The sequence below is a fragment of the Pseudomonas sp. P4_C4 genome, assembly GCF_056402055.1.
Genome location: NZ_JBFUID010000093.1, coordinates 1 through 16,742, shown reverse-complemented (window position 1 = coordinate 16,742; position 16,742 = coordinate 1). Strand labels below are relative to the sequence as shown.

Here is a 16,742-nt window from a genome sequence, read left to right as displayed (position 1 = left end):
GGCTCGCTCCTACATTGGACCGCATTCCCCATGTAGGAGCTGGCTTGCCAGCGAAGACATTTGAACAGGCACCGAAAAAATGGGGCGACCAACATGGCCGCCCCATTTTTTTATCCGCGATCTGCCCGATCAGGCCAGATCCACAAGAACAATCTCGCTGTCCTCGATGGCCGTCACCCGCAGCACTTGCTCATCGGCAACCGCGACACCATCTCGAGCTTGTGCACGCAACCCATTGACTTCAATGACCCCGGTGGCCGGCACCAGGTAAGCACGACGACCGTTGTCCAAATGGTATTCGGCAGACTCGCCGGCCTTCAGATTGGCCGCTACCAGCCGGGCATCGGCGCGGATGCGCAAACTCTGGTCGTCGCCTTCCTTGCCACTGGCCAGGGTGACAAAACCTTCGCGGTTGCCTTTCGGGAACGGCTTGGCGCCCCAGGAAGGGGCCAGGCCGGACTCATTCGGGATGATCCAGATCTGGAAAATCCTGGTTGGCGTCGCCTCCAGGTTGTACTCGCTGTGGGCGATCCCGGTACCGGCACTCATGACCTGGACGTCGCCCGCTTCGGTGCGCCCCTTGTTGCCAAGGTTGTCCTGGTGGGTGATGGCGCCTTCGCGGACATAGGTGATGATTTCCATGTCCCGGTGCGGGTGTTGCGGGAAACCGGTGCCGGGGGCGATCACGTCGTCATTCCAGACCCGCAGGTTGCCCCAGTTCATGCGCTTGGGATCGTAGTACTCGGCGAACGAAAAATGATGGTGAGCATCCAGCCAGCCGTGGTGAGCGCCGCCGAGCGAGTTGAAAGGTCTGAGTTCAAGCATGATCGTCTCCAGAAAAGGTTCGTCATGGGGCAAGGCGCCTGAGCCACGAAGCGAGACCGGTGAGTGATGACGGCCATCATCCAACAGGCAACAATCGATAAAAAGCGTAAAAAATGCAGCATTCCCATCGAATACATTGATATAAAACGAACTCGGAAGTTTCTCATCCAGCCTTCACTTCATCGCATAAGCCAATGAGTCATAAGCAATTCACTAGAACTCGAGAGCAAATGCAGACACCATAGCGCTCAACAGCCTCACACCCTGGAGTCAGTCCGCGTGCCGCAACACACCCCCGATCTTCCTCCCGAACTTCGCCCCTTGGCCGAGATGCCGTTGATCAAGCGATTGCTCGCCCGATTCTTCGGTTACAGCCTGACCCGCCTGCACGCACAGCATCGTGCGTCGTGGTTGCATGGCCAGGCCGACGGTTTTCGCAGCGGTCACAGCGCCGGGGTCGATTACGGCTACAAGGAAGGCAAGCTCGAGGGGCTGGAGGAGGGTCGGCAGGTCCTGCTGATCCGCGACTCGCGCGCCACCGAACACCGGCCACCGAATGTCGATGACCTGTTGTTCGACGATTGGCGCCTGCCGTTGAACGCCGAATTGAAGAAGCGCATGAAGGCGGATGTCGCCCGGTTGTTGCCAGCCCATGCCCAACCCAGCGCCGCCCAGTGGAAAATGATTTTCAGCGACACGCCATCCACCTCGGTGATCGCGGGCGCCGGTGCCGGCAAATCGACCACGCTGGTGCTGCGTATCTTGCTGTTGACCCATTACCTGGGCTTCGAGCTGAGTTCGATGACGGTGGTGACCTTCACTCGTGAGTCGCGCAAGGACTTCATCAATAAGCTGATCGAACTGTTTGCGCTCTGGGGCCGCGTGATCAGTTTCAAGGAAGCGCGGGACCTGGTGCGCACCTTTCACTCGCGGATCCTGCCGATGGTCCGCAGTCTTCCGGGTTTCGAGCGTTTGCAGGCATTCGAGAACCTCAGCCTGCGGGCTGCGCAGGGTGACGAGGAGGTCGACAGCAATCCGTTCGATCTGCGGATCAACGACGCTCAACGCCAACAGCTCAACGCCTGCTATCACCGTCTGCACAATGAGGATGAGCGTTTTCGTGAGCTGATCAAGCCATTGTCCCGGCACGCCTTGCAACTCAGGGAGCTGGAGCGGGATCACCCGGATGTGCAGAAACGCATGGGTGTTACCGAACTGGCGGCCAAGCGCGATGAAGAACTGTGCGACGCCATTGAGGACCTGTGGTTTCGCGCCGGTGCCTGGCCCATCAAGGGGATTGAGCCGAATCGCCAGTCGTTCGATATCAACGGTTCGAAATTTCATAGTCACGGCTACATCCCGTCCCTGGATGCCTGGGTGGTGCTGGGGTTCGACCCTCGGGAAAACCCGCAGGTCACGCGACCAAACGCCAAGCTGTCGGTGCGCGCAGAGTGGGCAGTCAAGCGCACCCTGTTTCAAGCTTTCTGTCGTAAGCCATTGATATGGCTGGATAGCTACGAATCATCGAAACGTGTTTTGGCCTCGCTGGCGGGCGATGCCAGCGCCGGGCCGGGCTTCGATTACAAGGTCAAGGGCGAGCTCGCCTCCGCGCCGTTGCTCGATTGCTTTGTCGCCGCCGCCGGGTTCATCGAAAATCTTGGGCTGGACGTGCCGAGTGCCGTCGGCCAGATGAGTTTCGCCAAGGACGATCCCGACCGGTTCTTCTTCGAGGCCTTGAGCCTTTACTGGCGGGCGCTGGAAGATCACTTGCTCGATCAGAAACCGCCGATCATGACTTACAACCGGATGTTTGCCCTGTTCAGCGAGCATTCGCCGGAGAATCTCAAACTGCTCAGCGATGATCTGCTGCGACCGTTGTCACACCTGATGATCGACGAGTTTCAGGATGTCTCGCCGCAAATCGTCTCCTGGATCAGGGCCAGCCTGGCAGAGATCCGCAGTCGCGGGCCGGCCATGCATGTCGGACGCGGCGCCCAGCGTTCCTCGCTGCTCTGTGTGGGCGATGACTGGCAGTCCATCTATGGTTGGCGCGGCAGTTCGCCGACCTACTTCATGGAGTTCAACAAGGAGTTCCCGTCGCCGAGCACCACCAAGGTCATGCTCAGCGACAACTATCGCAGCCACCAGCACATCATCGATGCCGCCGAACACATCGTGCGTGCAGCACCGGCGATTGCCGGGAAGAAAGCCAAGGCTAGCGGTGAACCCAAGGCATTGCTGCCGGTGAACGTCCTTGATCGTGATGACCAGGGCATGGCCCAGCGCCTGATGGAACATTACCGAAAGGGCGATTCGATCTTGATGCTTTATCGAAAAAGTAGCGATAAGTCATTGATAGAAGAACATATTCAGTCTGTAGTTAATGTTGATTCTAGCTTGCCGTATGAGGCTCGCAGGCTCAAGCAACTGACGTATCACAGTGCCAAGGGCCTCCAGGCCGATGCGGTGTTTCTGCTGGGCGACTGCCAGCACCTGACCAGCTCGCCCTACAAGAATCAGGTTTACCGGATGGCGGGCCTGGGCAAGGCCGGTGACAGCGAACCCTACGACAACGCCCAGAAGGACGAGATCCTGCGGCTGGCCTACGTGGGTATTACCCGCGCCGTCAGCCATTGCTACTGGTACGTCGATGCGCAAGACACCCAGGCTGCGAACATGCCCAAGGCCTCCGACCGGGTGGGCAAGGGCAAGGCGTTCTTTGTCGATCATCGTGTAAGCCAAATCACCGTCTGACTTCTGAATCGAGACTTTGTAGGAGCGAGCTTGCTCCGGGCGGCGTTCCGACGAAGGACTCAAGAGCGCCGCGTTTAGCCAGTAAATACGCATTATCGTTAACGACCATCGCGAGCAAGCTCGCTCCTACAGGGAGTGGCGTTCAACAAAAAGCCCACTCAAAGTGGGCCTTTTAATAACTGAGCCTTCAGGCATAACTCTTGAAGGCCTCCGGTGGTACAAAGGCTTGAAGTTCATCCTCCACCGCTTCGATTATCAGTTCTACATCCGCGGCATTCATGACGGTGGCGCAAGGAATACCGGCAATGGCGATCATGGTCTCGCCAGTGGCACGATCAAAAAGACGGGCAATCATGCTGCCCGGGGCGTCCATGCTCGCCTCGAAACCCATGGGATGAAAATGCCAGCGCATCAGCTGGCAGGCGTTTGGAAACGTGACCTTACTGAACCCTCTATTCATGTGTTACCCGCCTTCATTATCGAGCGCTTCCCTTAGCTCATGGTAGGAGGGAAGAACCTTCATTGGTTCAACCAGTGACAGTGTTTAAAAGTAGCATCCGAATGTAAAAAGAATGTGGATTTTTCAGTTCATTTGGCGATTGCCGCCATTTTTTTGATTCAGGTCACGCTTCGTTCGCATTTGCGCTCAAAAGCCTTCATCCGTTTAGTCGTTGAAGACAAGGCGCAAGTTGGGCAAGCTCGGTTTTTTCCGTCGAGATTTTCAATGCACGCCGATGATGATGGCCCGTTGCAAACCCAGGCCACGGGCGAGACGGTCATGCGCTATCACTTGCGCTGGAAGCACCGGGATCTGGACGGCGTCATGGCGCTCTATCACCCCGAAGTCCAGTACAACGACTTTTTCCAGAACCGGGTCATGGGCCAGGCCGAATTACGCGAATACGTGCGTAGCAGCATGCCCCGGGATCCGGACGAAGCGCTGGAGCACTCTGACCGCATTCGACTGGACGGCAACACCGCGTTCATTCAATACCGCATCACCTTGCGCGGCGGTGAAGGGCTGGTGTCGTTGCGCGCCAGTGAAGCGATCACCGTCAAGAACGGGCTGATCTGGCGGGTCAATGAATATGCCTCGTTGGTGCATGAACAACCCGGCAGCAAAACTTCCAGTAACCAGCGCCCGGCGGTCAGCCGGCTCGGCCTGTCGCCTCGCCAATTGAGCTTCATGGCCGATGACCTGCAGCAGTATTTCCAGCGCCAACAGCCGTATCTTGCCCCGGAGCTTGATCTGCAACAGGTGGCGAAGGAGTGCGGGTACAGCCGCAATCAGATTTCCTATCTGTTGAATCAGGTGCTGGGCCAGAGCTTCTACCGCTACGTCAACCAGGCACGCCTGCAACACTTGCTCGTGGCGCTGGATGACGCCACACCGCCTGTGCGTATCGATGAGCTGGCGTTCGCTGCCGGATTCAATTCGCTGTCAGCGTTCTACAGCTGTTTCCGCCAGCACACCGGCCAGTCACCCAAGGCCTACGTCAAACAAATTTCTTTGCGTGCACGCGCGCAAGACAGCGCCTGAGCCCACGCACTAGGATCGACGCCATTGAAGTTTGAGTGGCGGAGTCTTGCATGCCGGCGTGGCGCACTATCAGTTTGTGGATGGACCAGCTCGACGAGCCTTTGTTGGCGCGTCCGGCGCTGGAGCGGGACCTGGATGTCGACGCGGCAATCATCGGCGCGGGCTACACCGGTCTCTGGACCGCGTACTACCTCAAGCAGCACAAACCGGACCTGAGCATTGCGATTGTCGAAGCGCAGACCGCCGGTTTCGGCGCGTCGGGGCGCAATGGCGGCTGGCTGATGGGCAACTTGCTGGGTGAAGATCGCCTGCTGGCAGACCTGCCGGCGCAAGAGCGCCGTGCCTCTTACGATTTGTTGCACAGCATTCCAGACGAAGTGGAGATTGTCCTCGAACGTGAGGGGATCGACTGCGATTACCGTAAAGGCGGAGTGCTGTACTGCGCTGCGCGCTATCCGGAGCAGGAGGCCAGCCTTCGCCACTACCTGGACGATCTCCACCGCCAGGGCCTCAACGACAGCCACTATCGCTGGCTGACCCCGGAACAACTGGCGCAGCAGATCCGCGTCGCCAAACCCTACGGCGCAATCTACGCGCCGCACGTGGCGACCATTCACCCGGCCAGGCTGGTCCGAGGGCTGGCCCGGGCAGTGGAGCGCCTGGGGGTCAAAATCTATGAAAGCAGCCCGGTCACCCATTGGCAGTCCGGCAGCCTGCGCACGGCGAAAGCGTCGGTGCGCAGTCGCTGGGTGGTGCCGGCGGTAGAAGGCTACTCCGTCACCTTGCCGCCGCTGGGGCGTTATCAGATGCCGGTGCAGAGCCTGATCGTCGCGACCGAGCCATTGTCGGCGGCCACCTGGGACGAAATCGGCCTGAGCCGCGGCCAGGCGTTCAGCGAGGCCAGTCGCCAGGTCACCTACGGTCAGCGCACCGCTGACAACCGACTGATCTTTGGCGCCCGTGGCGGGTACCAGTTCGCCGGCAAACTGCGCCACGACTTCGACCTGACCACTGACGAAATACACCTGCGGCGCTACCTGTTCGGCGAGCTGTTCCCGCAGTTGAAGAACGTGCAGATCACCCATTCCTGGGGCGGCAACCTGGGCATGTCCCGGCATTTCCAGCCGCACATGCTTTGCGATCGGGCCAACGGCATTGCCCTGTCGGGCGGCTATGGCGGGGAGGGTATTGGTGCCAGCAACCTGGGAGGCCGCACGCTGGCTGACCTGATCCTGGGCCGCGACACCGATCTGGTGCGCCAGCCGTGGGTCATCCCCCAGCGCGGCCTCGACGCGCTCAGGGCCTGGGAGCCGGAACCCATCCGTTGGCTCGGCTACAACGCAATCATCCGCAGCTTTGTCCATGAGGACCAGACTCTGGCCAACCCCGCGACCGCGCCCTGGCGGCGCAAGCTGGCCAGCGGGGTGGCCGGTTTCATGGAAGGTTTCATGCACTGAACAGCGTCTCTACATCGACAGGTACTCCCATGAGCATCACGCAATTCAAGAACACCGCAACCCTGAAACCAAGGTTTACCCAAGTCCTGAAATGATGGGCAAGCTGTTTGCGCTGGAGGCCATGCCTCTGAATATCGATCGGGGGCGTACGCGAGTGTGGAACAAGATTCGCACCGGCAGTTGAAGCGGTGAGCGGCCATCGGGACAGGACGTCCCGATGCCATCGTCCTCAGCCGACCGGCTCGCCTGCGCAACTCATCTGCCCTGAACCGGGTATCTGGAAAAACACGTCATCGCCGATTTGCCAGAAGCTGTAGTTGCCTTTGTAATCCTTGCCCGTGTACTGGGTTCCGGAATTGCTCGGCACCTGGTTCAGCGTAACCGAGGTGTTGGCCCATTTCAGGAACACCACGCCCGGTTCGACCGTAAAGAAGGTAGCGGCAATCAATGCGTTAAACCCTGCGCAACGATAAGCCAACGGGCCTTCCGAGAGTCTGCTTGGGTCCTTGGTTCTCGCAATGGCCGAACCTTGGCGCAGTTGGAACGCACGCTCGGCATAACTTCGCACGAAGCACGCCTTGGCTTGAGTCCCGCCACCACACTGGTTACGGGACTCAATCCAGAACCGCTGATCAATCTCGACTTTATCCGGGCGCGGCACGGAATGTTCATCCGTGAGCGCCAGGAGATAAAGACGATTGAGTTCCAGGTCCATGCGCGCCAGTTGGGCGTCATGACAGATGAGCTTTTCGGCGGAGGCCTGGGGCGAGGCGCAATCGAAACTGGTTTTGTAAGTTGGCAAGGGCTTCGGTTTTGCCTTTGCCTTTGTGGCAGCGTCACACACGCTCGCAGTCACGCACGCGCTGACGGCGAGCAGAGAGGCCAGAAGTGGCGTGACCATTTTCATTTCGACGTCACCTGAGAATCTTTACGTGATGCCCGTATTGCAACGCATCGTGTCGAAGCGTTGCACAGTCATTCGGTCGCACGGGGTCTGTCGAGTGTAAAGCAGTGCTCGAAACCTGCCACATCGTGCCAGGAGAAACGTTAGTCTTCCTGGCGAATCGTCGCCACGTCATCGGCCCTGACTTTGACCTTCGCACCCGAAATGTCCTCAAACTCGAAGAACCCGTCGCTGGTTTTGGTTTTCGGCATGTCTTTGGTCAGGTATTGAGTGCCGTTCTGCAGCGTCACCACCGTTGGCGTCGAGCAACCGGCCAGCGTCAGCAGGGCCGCTACCGCCAGGGGCAAGCCCAAAGTCTTGATATCCATAATCACCTCCATAGGTTCTGAAGCAGCGCCATCAATTCGATGGCTGTCACTGCACCTCTATGGCGGTTGGTGCCGCCGGGGGGCAGAAAGTTCTACTGCCCGGGAAATTTTCCGTACAGCGCCATTTATCCTTTTCCGATTGCACCGGGCAGGGCGGAACTGGTATCTGTACGCATAACCAGTACTCGCTCGCCATGGCCCATTTCCCTGTGACTGCAAATCCCCTCGACGATCCGTTCTATTACCTGAACAACTTCATGCAAGTGCTTGATTGGCTTGAGCAGCGCTCTGGCGATGTGTTGAGCGTCGAAGAGCAGCATTTCATTCATGCGTTCAAGGGGTTACCCCGTGAATCGCAGGCACTGCTGGTCAGAATGGTCATGCGCAAGGGCGTTCATTTCAGGGCGAACAAGCTGCATTACGACGAAATCGGCGATATCGGCACAGCCGTCGGCCCGTTGCTTGAACTGGGTTGGGTCGACGGGCAAATGCCCATCGCCATCGACGAACTGTTCGAGGTGCTGCTCAAGGCAGAGATCCTCCAGACCTTTGCCGCTGCCATCGATCAACCCAAAGGCAAGAAAACCGACTGGTTGCCGAGGCTGAGCGCGCAATTTCCCCAGACGCAGAGCTTCAATGACTGGTGCCCGTGGCTGGATGAGCGCCTGTTCAGCCTGACCATCATGGCGTTGTGCGATCGCCTGCGCCTGATGTTCTTCGGCAACCTGTACCAGGACTGGTCGGAGTTTGTGTTGGCTGACCTGGGCATTTATACCTACGAAAAAGTCGAATTCTGTGCCGAGTCCCGTGGCTTGCGCAGCCGCGAAGACGTGGATGCCTGTGTCCTCCTGCACGCGTACCAGCAACAATTCGAGGCCGGTGAAGCGCTGGAAGATGTGGTCGAGCGCATCAAGGGGCTGGTGCTGGACAACCCATGGTTGCAACGGCGGCGCGGCAAGCTGCTGTTCCAGATGGGCCAGTATTGCGAACGCATCGCGGATTTCGCCATGGCCCTGCACCTCTACCGCGAATGTGCCTATCCGGGCGCGCGTTCGCGGCTGATTCGCGTGCTGGAACGCAGTGGCGAGTTTGAGTTGGCGCTGGAGCTGGCCGCAGAGGCCGAACAGGCGCCGGAGAGCGCCGCCGAACAACAACAGCTGCTCCGTGTGCTGCCGCGCCTGCGGCGCAAGCTCGGCGGGCCGCCCATCAAGCGGGCAGCGCCTCGGGAAATGCAGCGTCTGGACCTGCAACTACCAAGAGTCGATCCCGCAGTGTCGGTCGAGTTTTATGTTCAGGCGCATCTGGCTGAGGATTCGGCGCCGGTGCACTACGTCGAAAACAGCCTGGTCAACTCGTTGTTCGGCTTGTTGTGCTGGCCGGCGATTTTTGCGCCCTTGCCGGGCGCGTTTTTTCACCCGTTCCAGCGCGGGCCGGTGGATTTGCTCAGCGAAGACTTCCATCGCCGTCGGGCCGAACTGTTTCAGGCGTGCCTGGCCGAACTCGACGACGGGCGCTACCGGCAGACCATCCGCGAACGTTATGTCGCCAAGTGGGGCGTGCAGTCGCCTTTCGTGTTCTGGAGCGTGCTCAGCGAAGAACTGCTGGCGCAAGCCCTGGATTGCCTCCCGGCCGAGCACCTCAAGCACTGGTTCAACCGTTTGTTGCTGGACATCAAGGCCAATCGCGCCGGCATGCCGGACCTGATCCAGTTCTGGCCGCAGCAAAAGACCTACCGCATGATCGAAGTCAAAGGCCCGGGAGATCGCCTGCAGGACAACCAGTTGCGTTGGCTGGAGTTCTGCCACGAACACCAGATGCCGATTGCCGTGTGCTACGTGCAATGGGCGGAGCCGGGCACTTGAGCTACAGCATTGCGGTGCGGGCGCTGTGTGAGTTCACCGCCAAGGCCGGCGACCTCGATCTGCGCTTCACACCGTCACCGACCGCGCTGGAAGGCATTGTCGGGCACCGTACGGTGGCATCGCGACGCAGCGAGGGTTACCAAAGCGAAGTCGCCCTGGAGGGCCAGTATCGAACCTTGACGGTCAAGGGCAGGGCGGACGGCTATGCCCCCGGGCAAAACTGCCTGGAAGAGGTCAAGACCTACCGCGGTGATTTGAGCAAGCAACCGTCCAACCACCGCCAGTTGCATTGGGCCCAGGCGAAAATCTACGGCTGGTTGATGTGCCGGAAACTGGATCTGCCTCAAATCAACCTGGCGCTGGTGTATTTCGACATCGTCAGCGAAAAGGAAACCTGCCTGGTCGAGCCTTTCGACGCCATGGAGTTGCAACAATTCTTCGAATGGCATTGCGCGCGGTTCCTGCAATGGGCCGAACAGGAAGTCGCCCATCGAGAGGGGCGCAATCGGGCGGCGCAGCGTCTGGCGTTTCCCCATGCCGACTTTCGACCGGGGCAGCGCCACCTGGCCGAGTCGGTGTTCAAGGCCATCAGCACGGGGCGCTGCCTGATGGCCCAGGCACCCACCGGAATCGGCAAAACCCTGGGCACCTTGTTCCCCATGCTCAAGGCGCTGGCGCCACAGCAACTGGACAAAGTGTTCTTCCTCACGGCGAAAACCCCGGGACGCAAACTGGCCCTGGACGCCGCACAAGTGATTCTTGCCAGCTCCGGTGCGCCGCCGTTGCGGGTGCTGGAGATGATCGCCCGGGACAAGGCCTGCGAACACCCGGACAAAGCCTGCCATGGTGAGTCGTGCCCATTGGCCCGGGGTTTCTACGATCGCCTGCCCGCCGCACGGCAGGCGGCCAGTCAATTGAGCCTGCTGGACCAGAGCGCCTTGCGCGAGGTCGCCCTGGCGCACGATGTCTGTCCGTATTACCTGAGCCAGGAAATGGCGCGCTGGGCCGACGTGGTGGTTGCCGACTACAACTATTACTTCGACTTCAGCGCCTTGTTGTTCGGTCTGGCCCAGGCCAACAACTGGAAAGTCGCGGTGCTGGTCGACGAAGCCCATAACCTGGTGGAACGCGGCCGGCAGATGTACAGCGCCAGCCTCGATCAAGGGACCCTCAACAGCGTGCGCAAATCCGCACCCGAAGCGCTGAAAAAGCCGATGCAGCGGGTCAACCGCGAGTGGAATGCCCTGCATGGCGCGCAAACCGGTGCTTATCAGGCCTATGACAAGGCGCCGGAAAAGCTCCTTCAGGCACTGTCGTCTTGCAGCGCCAGCATCGGTGATTACCTGAACGATCACCCTCAAGGGCTGGACAGTGCACTGCAGGGTTTTTACTTCGACATGCTGCATTTTTGCCGGGTGGCCGAATTGTTCGATGAACAGTTCCTGTTCGACATCAGCAAGCGTGACCTCGAGCGCAAGCGCAACCTCTCGCAGTTGTGCCTGCGCAATGTGGTCCCCGCCGGGTTCATCCGCCCGCGCCTGACCGCCGCGCGCAGCACGGTGCTGTTTTCCGCGACCCTCAGCCCCCGGCACTATTACGCCGATTTACTGGGGACACCGGCGGACACGGTGTGCATTGACGTCGAGTCGCCGTTTCATGCCGATCAACTGCAAGTGCACATCGTCGATCAGATTTCCACCCGGTTCGTGCATCGCCAGTCCTCCCTTGAACCGATCGTGGAGTTGATCGCCAGACAGTTCAGCAAACGTCCCGGCAATTACCTGGCGTTTTTCAGCAGCTTCGATTATTTGCAGCAGGTGGCGCAGTTACTCGCCGAGAAGCATCCGCACATCAGTCTGTGGTCGCAGTCCCGAGGCATGGGCGAAGCGCAACGTCAGCAGTTTCTCGATCAGTTCCACGCCGACGGCCAGGGTGTCGGCTTTGCGGTGCTGGGCGGGGCCTTTGGTGAAGGCATCGATTTGCCCGGTGCCCGGCTGATCGGCGCATTTATCGCCACCCTGGGGCTGGCGCAGCTCAATCCGGTGAACGAGCAACTGAAGCGGCGCATGGCCGCCATTTTTGGCGCCGGTTACGACTACACGTATCTGTTTCCCGGCGTACAGAAAGTGGTGCAGGCTGCTGGGCGGGTCATCCGTACGCAACAGGATCAAGGGGTGGTGATGTTGATCGACGACCGTTTTGGCGAGAGCAAGGTCAAGCAATTGCTGCCGCGTTGGTGGGCTTTCCAAAATCCCGGTATGACCCATACTCCAGTGAAACCATGAGGCGGTGGGATCAATGAGCGAAGATCGAACCAAGGCCAGTGCCATCGAAGACGGTCGTTTTCGGCTATTGATCGATGCGGTGATCGACTACGCGATCTACATGATCGATACCGATGGCATCATTACCAGCTGGAATGCCGGCGCCAGGCGTTTCAAGGGGTATGAGGAGGCCGAGATCCTCGGCGAGCATTTCTCGCGCTTCTACACCGATGACGATCGCCGTGCCGGCTTGCCCCTGCGGGCACTGGACACGGCGATCCGTGAAGGGCGTTTCGAGGGAGAAGGGTGGCAGGTGCGCAAGGACGGCACACACTTCTGGTCCCATGTGGTCATCGACCCGATCCTCGACCCGTCGGGCACATTGCTGGGGTTTGCCAAGATCACCCGGGACCTGACCGATCGCAAAATGGCCGAGGAAATCCTCAAGCAAAGCGAACAGCAGTTCCGTCTGCTGGTGCAGAGCGTTACTGACTATGCGATCTATATGCTCTCGCCGGACGGACACGTGAGCAACTGGAACCTGGGCGCCCAGCGCATCACGGGTTACTTGCCGGAAGAAGTCATTGGCCAGCATTTTTCGATGTTCTATACCCCGGAGGATCGCGATGCCCGCGAACCACAAAGGACGCTGGACATCGCCATTCGTGAAGGGCGCTTTGAAAACCAGGGCTGGAGGGTGCGCAAGGATGGTACGCGGTTCCATGCCCATGTCATTGTCGATCCGATCCGGGGCGACACCGGCACCTTGCTCGGTTTTGCCAAGATTACCCGGGACATCACTGAAGTCACCCAGGCGCAGCAGGCGCTGGAGCAAACCCGGGAGGCCTTGTTCCAGGCGCAGAAAATGCAGGCCATCGGCCAACTCAGCGGCGGCATCGCCCACGACTTCAACAACCTGCTGACGGTGATCCTCGGCAATCTGGAAATCGTGCGTAAACGGGTGACGGACGATCCAAAAATAACCCGCCTGATCGACAACGCCACCCAAGGCGCCTTGCGCGGGGTTTCCCTGACCCAGCGCATGCTGGCGTTTGCCCGACGCCAGGAACTCAAATCGGAACCGGTGCGGATACCGGCATTGGTGGAAGGCATTTCCGGGCTATTGCGCAGCTCCCTCGGTCCTTCGGTGAACATCGAAGTACGCTTTCCCGAGGATCTTGAACCGGTGATGGCGGACGTCAATCAACTGGAACTGGCCGTACTGAACCTGGCAACCAATGCCCGTGACGCCATGCCCCATGGCGGGACCATTATCTTCAGCGCCAGAACCGATGAAGTGACCGACAGCGCCACTTCATCCCTTGCGCCGGGGCGTTACGTTTGCCTGAATGTGACCGATACCGGCGAGGGCATGGATGAAACCACGCTGGCCTCGGCGATGGACCCGTTCTTTACCACCAAGGGCGTCGGTAAAGGTACGGGCCTGGGGTTGTCGATGGTCCACGGTTTTATCGAACAATTGGGTGGGCGCTTCATCCTCAAAAGCAACAAGGATCAGGGGACGACGGCCGAGTTGTGGTTGCCGGTTGCCACCCAGGGCTCGGTGGTTCAGCCGGTAGCGCAAACTCAGGCCATGGAAGTGCCCCGCCTGTGTGTACTGGTGGTGGACGATGACAGTCTGGTGTTGACCAGCACCAGCCTGCTGCTCGAGGACCTCGGACACCGGACCATCAGTGCGGCTTGCGGTGCCAGGGCACTGGAACTGTTCGACAGTGAACCGGATATCGATCTGGTCATCACCGACATGGCCATGCCACAGATGAGTGGCGCGCAACTGGCCAATGCCATCAGGAACATGCGACCGAGTGTGCCGATCATCCTCGCCACCGGTTATGCCGAGCGGCTGGAAGGCTTTGCCGCCCATCTGCCGCGTTTGTCGAAACCTTTTACCCAGCTCAACCTGGTGGAAATCATTGCTTTGGCGATGAAGTGACGCGGCGGTTGCGCTGTTCATAGCGGGCAAGCAGCGGCTGGGTGCTGATGCCGTGGACCAGAATGCTCAGGGCGACCACCGAGAGCGTCAGGTCGGCACACACCGTTGCCACTGAAGGCACCAGATCGTGGTTCAAGGCATAGAAAAGGTAGTAAAAACTCCCGATGCCGCGAATGCCGAACCAGCCGATCAACCAGCGTTGCGGGCCATTGAGCAGCGAACCCCACGGCATCAGCCAGACCGTCAGCGGGCGAATCGTCCCGAACAGCACCAACGCGACCAGCAGCGCCCGCCAGTCCCAGTGCGCGATCAGCACAACCCCGAGCAAGGTGACCAGAAACACTTCCATGGCCCGTTCCACCAGGCTGCCGAACGACAACATGTCGCCCATCATGATCCCGGCCGCGACTTGCGTGTCCTCCAGGTGGTCCACATTGCCGAGCACGGCCGCTTGGGGTTCGGCATTCTGATGACCGACCACCGCTTGAACCAGGTGCTCGGCCGGCGTGTGGGCGTCACTGCTGGTCTTGACCTCGGCCTGGCGCAAGCCCAGGCCAGCGGCAAACACCGAGAGAAACCCATAGCCGCCAATGGTTTCGGCCACGACATAAGCCAGTGCGATCAGCGCCAGCGCCAGGTAATCGTTGGGGGAAAACGTGCTGTCGGCATTCTTGATGCGCATGAACAAGGTCAGGCGGCCAATGCCGCGGCCCATCCAGTAACCGGTCAGCAGTCCGGCGGGCACGGCCCACAGCAGGCGCTCGAGGATCCAGTCCTCCAGACCGCTGGCAAAACTGCCGTTTTGCTGCAACAACAGCAGTCCCAGAATCACGAACGGGAACGCGATGCCGTCGTTCAGTCCTGCCTCGCCCGAGAGTCCGAACCGCACCGGATCGTCATCCTTGGCGTCATTGACCTGAACCAGCGAGGCCAGGACCGGATCGGTCGGCGCCAGTATCGCCCCGATCAGCAGCGAGGGCCCCCATGCCAGTCCGAAAGCGAAATGCAGCAGCAGGCAGACTCCGACAATCGTCAGCACCATCACCGGGCCCGCCAGAACGAACGCCACTCGCCATTGGCGATCACGAAGTGCTGGTCGCAGCTTTAGACCGCAGACAAACAATGAAAACAGCACCGCGACTTCCGTCAGGTGCTCGATCCAGAATGACGACTCTTTGATATCCAGCCTGAGTAAAACCAGGCCCGCCGGACCGATGGCGACGCCCAGTACCAGACACACCGCCGAAGTGGTGACCGGCATCCAGCGCAGGTACGACGAGGTCAGTGCCAGCGTCAGCAACACAGCCCCCAACACCGCCACCCAGGTAATGAAGCTCATGGCTCAGATCTCGAAACAACCGCCAGTGCAGGGCTATAGGCTGTTGAGCATCGCGGGCTTGGGTCGGTTCAATAATTACCTGTAGGAGCGGCGGTGCGGCGATCCGACTTGCCCGCGATGGCGTCGGCACAGTCGATATTGATGCTGGCTGACACGACGCCATCGTCGGATCGCCGCCCGGAGCAAGCTCGCTCCTACGGGGATCTTCGATGTTGCTGAGGGGCGGATCAGGCCTTGAGATGGCGCAAGCTGCGCTCCATCCGCGCAATGCCTTCTTCCAGCAGCGACCGTGGGCAACCGAAGTTCAGGCGCACGAATTGCTTGCAGTCATCACCAAAGTCCAGGCCCGCGCTCAAACCAACTTTGGCCTGTTCAAGGAAGAACTGCTGTGGGTCGTCCAGCCCCAGTGCCGAGCAGTCGAGCCACGCCAGATAGGTGCTTTGCGGCAGGTTCATGCTGATGCCCGGCAGGCGGGTATGCACGGCCTCAGCGAGGAAGTCGCGGTTGCCCTGCAGATAGACCTTCAGCTCGGCCAGCCATGGCGCGGCTTCGCTGTAGGCGACGCGGGTGGCTTCCATGCCCAGCGGATTGACGCTGTCGACCATGCCGCAACGGGCGTGGTTGACCTTCTCGCGCAGGTGACGGTCCTGGATGATCATGAATGAGGTCTTGAGACCTGCGATGTTGTAGGCCTTGCTCGCCGACATCAGCGTGATGGTGCGCTGGGCCACTTGCGGGCTCAGGGTCGCCAGCGGAATGTGCGCGCGGCCGTCGAAGCACAAATCGGCGTGGATCTCGTCGGAAATGATCCAGGCGTCATGCTCAAGGCAAATGTCGGCAATGGCTTGCAGCTCTGCGCGGGGGAAGGCCTTGCCCAGCGGGTTATGCGGGTTGCTCAGCAGCAGTGCGCCGCCACCTTGCAGCGACTGGCTCAGGGTATCCAGCGGCGTGGTGTAGGTGCCATTGGCATGCGCATCGAAATTCAGCTCGACCTTGTTCAGGCCCCAATGCCCGGGGGCGTGGCGCAGCGGCGGGTAGTTCGGCACCTGCACAACGACGTTCTGTGGCGCCTGCACCAGCGCCTTCAATGCCATGTTGAAGCCCGACTCGACACCCGGCAGGAAGATCAGTTCCTGGGGTTCGACGCGCCAGGCGTACTTGTTCCAGAGATCGGCGACGATCGCCTCGCGCAGGTCATCCTGGGCCACGCTGTAACCGACCATCGGGTGTTCCAGTCGTTTTTGCAGGGCCTGGATGATCACCGGCGGCGCGGCGAAATCCATGTCGGCGACCCACATCGGCAACACATCGGCCGGGTAGCGGCTCCATTTGGTACTGCCGGTGTTGTGACGGTCGAACACCTGATCAAAATCGAAAGTCATGCGGGATCTCGTGAAGGCGGGGTTGAACATGCACCTATGATAAGCGCCAACTTACTGTAGGAGCGAGCTTGCTCGCGAWGGTGTGTCAGATAC

At 59.9% G+C, this 16,742-nt stretch carries 12 protein-coding genes and 1 pseudogene; 7 read left to right on the top strand and 6 right to left on the bottom strand.

Translation table 11 applies throughout. The features are described 5' to 3' along the window. Positions 1–129 precede the first annotated feature (129 nt). Positions 130–825 (bottom strand): pirin family protein, encoded by a 696-nt coding sequence (locus tag AC1DXW_RS29345; RefSeq protein WP_102670283.1) that lies wholly within the window; start codon positions 823–825, stop codon positions 130–132. A gap of 279 nt (positions 826–1,104) precedes the next feature. Here AC1DXW_RS29345 and AC1DXW_RS29340 point away from each other — a divergent pair, with 279 nt between their 5' ends. Then, positions 1,105–3,579, top strand: coding sequence for a UvrD-helicase domain-containing protein (locus tag AC1DXW_RS29340; RefSeq protein ID WP_477755488.1), 2,475 nt, complete (start codon positions 1,105–1,107; stop codon positions 3,577–3,579). 187 nt (positions 3,580–3,766) lie between these two features. Here AC1DXW_RS29340 and AC1DXW_RS29335 read toward each other — a convergent pair whose 3' ends face one another. Next, positions 3,767–4,039, bottom strand: a complete 273-nt coding sequence (locus AC1DXW_RS29335) for a DUF1652 domain-containing protein (RefSeq protein WP_477755487.1) — start codon at positions 4,037–4,039, stop codon at positions 3,767–3,769. Positions 4,040–4,303: 264 nt separating this feature from the next. On the opposite strand from AC1DXW_RS29335, the gene AC1DXW_RS29330 reads away from it, so the two are divergent. The 3 genes and pseudogenes from AC1DXW_RS29330 to AC1DXW_RS29320 form a co-directional block, all read left to right on the top strand. Further along, positions 4,304–5,119, top strand: a complete 816-nt coding sequence (locus AC1DXW_RS29330; RefSeq protein ID WP_477755486.1) for a helix-turn-helix transcriptional regulator — start codon at positions 4,304–4,306, stop codon at positions 5,117–5,119. A 50-nt stretch (positions 5,120–5,169) separates the two neighbouring features. Continuing rightward, a complete protein-coding gene (locus AC1DXW_RS29325) occupies positions 5,170–6,576 on the top strand; it encodes an NAD(P)/FAD-dependent oxidoreductase (protein ID WP_477760801.1) in 1,407 nt (468 codons plus the stop codon). Positions 6,577–6,640: 64 nt separating this feature from the next. Next, positions 6,641–6,760, top strand: a pseudogene (locus AC1DXW_RS29320) (spermidine/putrescine ABC transporter substrate-binding protein PotF); the annotation flags it as partial. 45 nt (positions 6,761–6,805) lie between these two features. Here the strand turns inward: AC1DXW_RS29320 and AC1DXW_RS29315 are convergent. Together AC1DXW_RS29315 and AC1DXW_RS29310 are read right to left on the bottom strand one after the other, a co-directional pair. Then, positions 6,806–7,483: an MliC family protein gene (locus tag AC1DXW_RS29315; RefSeq protein WP_477755484.1), complete on the bottom strand. Its 678-nt coding sequence runs from the start codon at positions 7,481–7,483 to the stop codon at positions 6,806–6,808. A gap of 140 nt (positions 7,484–7,623) precedes the next feature. Beyond that, entirely contained in the window at positions 7,624–7,848 is a 225-nt protein-coding gene (locus AC1DXW_RS29310; RefSeq protein WP_477755483.1) for a YgdI/YgdR family lipoprotein, read from the bottom strand. A 194-nt stretch (positions 7,849–8,042) separates the two neighbouring features. On the opposite strand from AC1DXW_RS29310, the gene AC1DXW_RS29305 reads away from it, so the two are divergent. From AC1DXW_RS29305 to AC1DXW_RS29295, 3 genes are read left to right on the top strand one after another with little or no spacing between them, the layout of a single operon-like run. Next, entirely contained in the window at positions 8,043–9,710 is a 1,668-nt protein-coding gene (locus tag AC1DXW_RS29305) for a VRR-NUC domain-containing protein (RefSeq protein ID WP_477760800.1), read from the top strand. Beyond that, the gene (locus AC1DXW_RS29300; protein WP_477760799.1) at positions 9,707–11,995 is read left to right on the top strand and encodes an ATP-dependent DNA helicase; all 2,289 of its coding nucleotides are present in this window, start codon (positions 9,707–9,709) and stop codon (positions 11,993–11,995) included. The genes AC1DXW_RS29305 and AC1DXW_RS29300 overlap by 4 nt, the downstream gene beginning before the upstream one ends. A 13-nt stretch (positions 11,996–12,008) precedes the next feature. Then, positions 12,009–13,928: a hybrid sensor histidine kinase/response regulator gene (locus AC1DXW_RS29295; protein ID WP_477755095.1), complete on the top strand. Its 1,920-nt coding sequence runs from the start codon at positions 12,009–12,011 to the stop codon at positions 13,926–13,928. On the opposite strand, the gene AC1DXW_RS29290 is transcribed toward AC1DXW_RS29295, so the two are convergent. Continuing rightward, positions 13,906–15,267 carry a cation:proton antiporter gene (locus AC1DXW_RS29290; protein WP_477760798.1) on the bottom strand — a complete coding sequence of 454 codons (1,362 nt, stop codon included), beginning with the start codon at positions 15,265–15,267 and terminating at the stop codon, positions 13,906–13,908. The genes AC1DXW_RS29295 and AC1DXW_RS29290 overlap by 23 nt on opposite strands. A gap of 227 nt (positions 15,268–15,494) precedes the next feature. Beyond that, complete coding sequence (locus AC1DXW_RS29285) at positions 15,495–16,649, bottom strand: MalY/PatB family protein (protein ID WP_477755097.1); 1,155 nt, start codon at positions 16,647–16,649, stop codon at positions 15,495–15,497. Positions 16,650–16,742 lie beyond the last annotated feature (93 nt).